Source organism: Armatimonas sp. (genome assembly GCF_043760365.1).
In the GTDB taxonomy this organism is placed as follows: Bacteria; Armatimonadota; Armatimonadia; order Armatimonadales; family Armatimonadaceae; genus Armatimonas.
In genome coordinates, this window is the sequence record NZ_JAYUPA010000637.1 from 1 (window position 1) to 4,107 (window position 4,107).

General features: G+C 60.8%; 3 protein-coding genes. 2 read left to right on the top strand and 1 reads right to left on the bottom strand.

The annotated features are described in order from the left end of the window. Positions 1–653: tetratricopeptide repeat protein (locus tag ACH2EH_RS14610; RefSeq protein ID WP_395142778.1), on the bottom strand; the 653-nt coding region annotated here is incomplete at its 3' end. Positions 654–729: 76 nt separating this feature from the next. Between ACH2EH_RS14610 and ACH2EH_RS14615 the strand changes: the two genes are divergently transcribed. Both ACH2EH_RS14615 and ACH2EH_RS14620 read left to right on the top strand, forming a co-directional pair. After that, complete coding sequence (locus ACH2EH_RS14615) at positions 730–3,114, top strand: DUF1592 domain-containing protein (protein ID WP_395142779.1); 2,385 nt, start codon at positions 730–732, stop codon at positions 3,112–3,114. 41 nt (positions 3,115–3,155) lie between these two features. Beyond that, on the top strand, positions 3,156–4,107 hold a 952-nt coding region (locus ACH2EH_RS14620), incomplete at its 3' end, for a DUF1552 domain-containing protein (RefSeq protein WP_395142780.1).

Here is a 4,107-nt window from a genome sequence, read left to right on the forward strand (position 1 = left end):
AGGAACCAGCCACACAGCGGGATAAAGAACACCGCCGATGTCCACCCCGAGATCCGGGCCGCCGTCTGTCCGCCTCGGCCACAGGCTTTGGCGGTTAGAAGCCCCACGAGCCAGCCCGCGCCAAATGCCACGAGCACTCGAAAGGGAAAGATCCACCAGATTCCACAGGCGACAATCGAGACCATCGTGGCAACCAAAACCCCCAGGAGCTTGCGGGCAAGTGGTACGGGGCCACGCTGCCGCTCGATTTGCTGGATTTGAACCTGTGCCTGGCGGGCATCGTACTCCGGAGCCGCTGTCCGCGCGACCAACTGAGCGAGAAGCTCTTTACTGGGCGCATGGCTGGGGTCGGCTTCCAGAGCACGCTCCAGGTAGAGCCGCGCTTCATCGTGCCGAGAGAGCCCCTCGCTGAGCGCGACGGCAAGATTGTAGCGGTTGCGCGCCGACGGCTCCAGGGTCTCCGCCTTGCGAAATGCGGAGCTTGCGCCCACCCAGTTCTTCTCCTGGCTCTGCGAAGCGCCTAGAAGCTGCCAGGCTTCGGCATCCCCTTGGTCGGCCTCAACCAGGCTCTGAAACGCAGCAGTGGCCTCCGCAAATTGTTTGGCCCGCAAGTGCCCTTTGCCAACGTCGTAACGCACCGTAGTCTCATCCATTGTTAGTCACCATTTTACCTCCCCTACCTCAGGGTTGCATCTTCAGCTAGGTAGGGTACGATACACCATACTCGCTATGAACCAGAAACACACGCCTCTCTTGTTGTGTCTGCCTTTTGTGACACTCGTCGCTCTGAGTGCTTTGGCACATCCCCAGCAGAAAAAACCGTCCCTCACAACACCAAAACAAGCACCAAAGCCAGCACTTGCTGGTGCGGAGTTTGCACGCGATGTCGCACCGCTGGTCAAAAAATACTGCGTGAGCTGCCACACGGCTCCCAAGGGCACCGGCGGGGTAAGTCTCAGTGCGGAGAAGACCTTTGAGGCCGCTCTGAAAAACCGCGCCATCTGGGACAGAGTTGGCCCCGCGGTATTAGAGAATCGCATGCCGCCCGCTGATATGCCCCAGCCGACGCCGACGGAACGCGAGAAGCTAGGGCACACACTGGAGAGTTTGTTTTCGCAAGTGGACTGCCAGCTCAACGACCCAGGCCGCGTCACGATGCGCCGCTTAAACCGCGCCGAGTACAACAACACCATTCGAGACTTGCTCGGGGTGACACTGCGCCCCGCCGATGAGTTTCCCAACGACGATGTGGGCTATGGCTTTGACAATATCGGAGATGTTCTCTCGATCTCCCCGCTCTTAATGGAAAAGTATCTCAGCGCCGCCGAGAAAGTAGCGGCGGAAGCCATCGTGCCACCCGGCGCAAGCTCCCGCCCGCTGCGCATCACGGCGCGACAGCTTGCAGGCCTCGGCAGCGGCGGCGGCGGCTCGCAAGAGGGCTTCGAGCTAGGCCGAACCGGCGACACGGCAACAGCCAGTTTTGACTTTCCCGTGGCCGGAGCCTACACCGTGCGTATCCAGGCCTACGAACAACACGCCGATCCTCGCCCCAGCCAGATGCGAGTCGCACTCGATGGAAAACAGCTCCAGAGCTTCGAGGTGGCCGCAACCGTTCAAAGTCCTCAAATTTCGACGCTCACCCTGACGATTGACCAGCCGGGGCGACATAAAATTGAGACGACTTTTCTCAACAACAACGACACTTCTGTCGAAGACCGTCCGTTTCGTCGCAACGGCCAGGACCGTAACCTCTACATTGGTTTTGTGGAGCTTCAGCCGCCTGCCGGGTTCAAGCGCGGCCTGAGCCTCACGCTCCCCAAAGACAACACCGATGCGGCGTGGGACGCAGCGGCCCATAGCGTTCTGGATCCTCTGGCCAAGCGCGCCTTCCGCCGTCCGCCGACGTTGCAAGAGAAAACCAAGCTTGTCGCACTCACGCACCTAGTGCGCGAGACGAAGAAGCGCGAGGAGTTCCCCGAGGGCGTTCAGCTTGCCGTGCGCGCAATTCTCTCCTCACCGAGCTTTCTGTTCCGCCCGGAGCCCGATGCCAAACCCAACGATCCCACGGCACGCCGCCTTCTGAACGACTATGAGCTGGCAACCCGCCTCTCGTATTTCCTGTGGTCGTCCACGCCCGACGACGAGCTACTGCGCCTCGCGGATCAGGGTAAGCTCAAAAATACCACCACTCTCATCGCGCAGGCCAAGCGCATGATGAGGGATTCGAAAGCTTCTGCGCTGGCTGAGAACTTCGCCGGGCAGTGGCTCCAGTTGCGCAAGCTCGCCGTGGTCCAGCCCGATGACAAAAGCTTCGGGGAGCCATTGCGCCAAGCGATGACGCAAGAGCCGCTGCGCTTCTTCACCCGCGTGGTGCAGGAAGACCGGAGCGTTTTAGAGTTTCTGGATGCCGACTACACCTATGTCAATGCACCGCTCGCAAAGCACTACGGCATCTCAGGCATTACAGGCGATGCCTTTCAGCGTGTCACCCTCAATAAAGACGCGGAGCAGCGCGGCGGGATTCTCTCCATGGCCGCCGTGCTGACGCTCACCAGCAACCCCAGTCGCACGTCGCCGGTCAAGCGCGGTAAGTGGGTACTCGATAATCTCCTCGGGACGCCCCCGCCGCCGCCGCCGCCCAATGTCCCCGAGCTTGAGGCACAAAAAGGCGCGACCCAGGCAGAAACACTCCGCAAGCGCCTCGAAATCCACCGCACCAACCCGGCCTGCGCCAACTGCCACGCGCAGATGGACCCGATTGGCCTCGCTCTGGAAAACTACGATCTGATCGGGCGCTGGCGCTTAAACGACGGCGGCAAGCCGATAGATACCGCCGGGGTTCTTCCCGATGGCAGCAAGTTCAGCGGCCCGAGCGAGCTGAAGCGCATTCTTCTGAAAAAGAAAACCCAGTTCACCCACACGCTCACGGATCGCCTGCTGACCTATGCGCTGGGGCGTGGGATCGAGCGCTCCGACAAGTGCAACCTAGACACGATGACAAAATCCGTCGAGAGCAGCAACTACAAGTTCTCGGCGATTGTGGAAGCCGTTGTGACCAGCACTCCCTTCCGCGAGCGACGCGGCGATGAATCAGGGAAGAAGCCAGCCTCCTAGCCTGCGCTCGCACCAGGCGGGGGGCTGGTATAATAAAAATCATGAACACAGATCCATTAATCTCACGACGAATGCTCCTTCGGGGGGCAGGCACAGCGATGGCGCTGCCGTTTTTAGAGGCGATGGCCTCCGCTCAAACCGGAAAGAAAGCGAGTGACGCGCCGGTGCGCATGGCGTTTTTGTTCGTGCCCAACGGCATCAACATGAAGCACTGGACACCGGACACAGAGGGCGCTTTAGGCGGGTTGCCCTCGACGCTGGAGCCGCTGGCGGGTTTGAAAGACCACTTCAATGTGCTCACCGGACTGAGCCAGTACGGTGCCGAGGCACAAAAAGACGGCGCGGGCGACCATGCACGCTCGGCGGCGGCCTGGTTGACCGGCTGCCATCCGCGCAAGACCGATGGTGCCAATATCCAGGCGGGTGTCTCCGCCGACCAGCTCGCGGCGCTCAAGCGGGGGCACCAGACACTCTTTCCCAGCCTAGAGCTCGGCTGCGAGCGTGGCTCGATGGCGGGCAACTGCGACAGCGGCTACTCCTGCGCCTACTCCCACACCATCTCCTGGCGCTCGGACACCACGCCCGTTGCCAAAGAGGACAGCCCGCGCTTAGTGTTCGAGCGGCTCTTTAAAGTCGAGAACCTCAGTGAGTCCGCCGAGGCACGGGCAAAGCGTCAGCGCTACAATCAGAGCGTCTTAGACTTTATCAAAGACGATGCCACCAGTCTTCAGAAGAAGCTCGGGGCGCACGATAAGCAAAAGCTCGATGAGTACTTCACGGGCATTCGTGAGATCGAGCGGCGGATCGCGTTTCTGGAGAAAGCCAGCAAGGCCACGGGCGCGACAGCCGAGAACTTCCAGCAGCGCTTCCCCGCCAATAACAAGGGGGCGCTCGACTACCCCGAGCAGATTCAGCTCCTAGGCGACATGATGGTGCTGGCCTTTCAAGCCGATATCACACGCATCTCGACCTTCATGCTCGCCGACGAAGGCT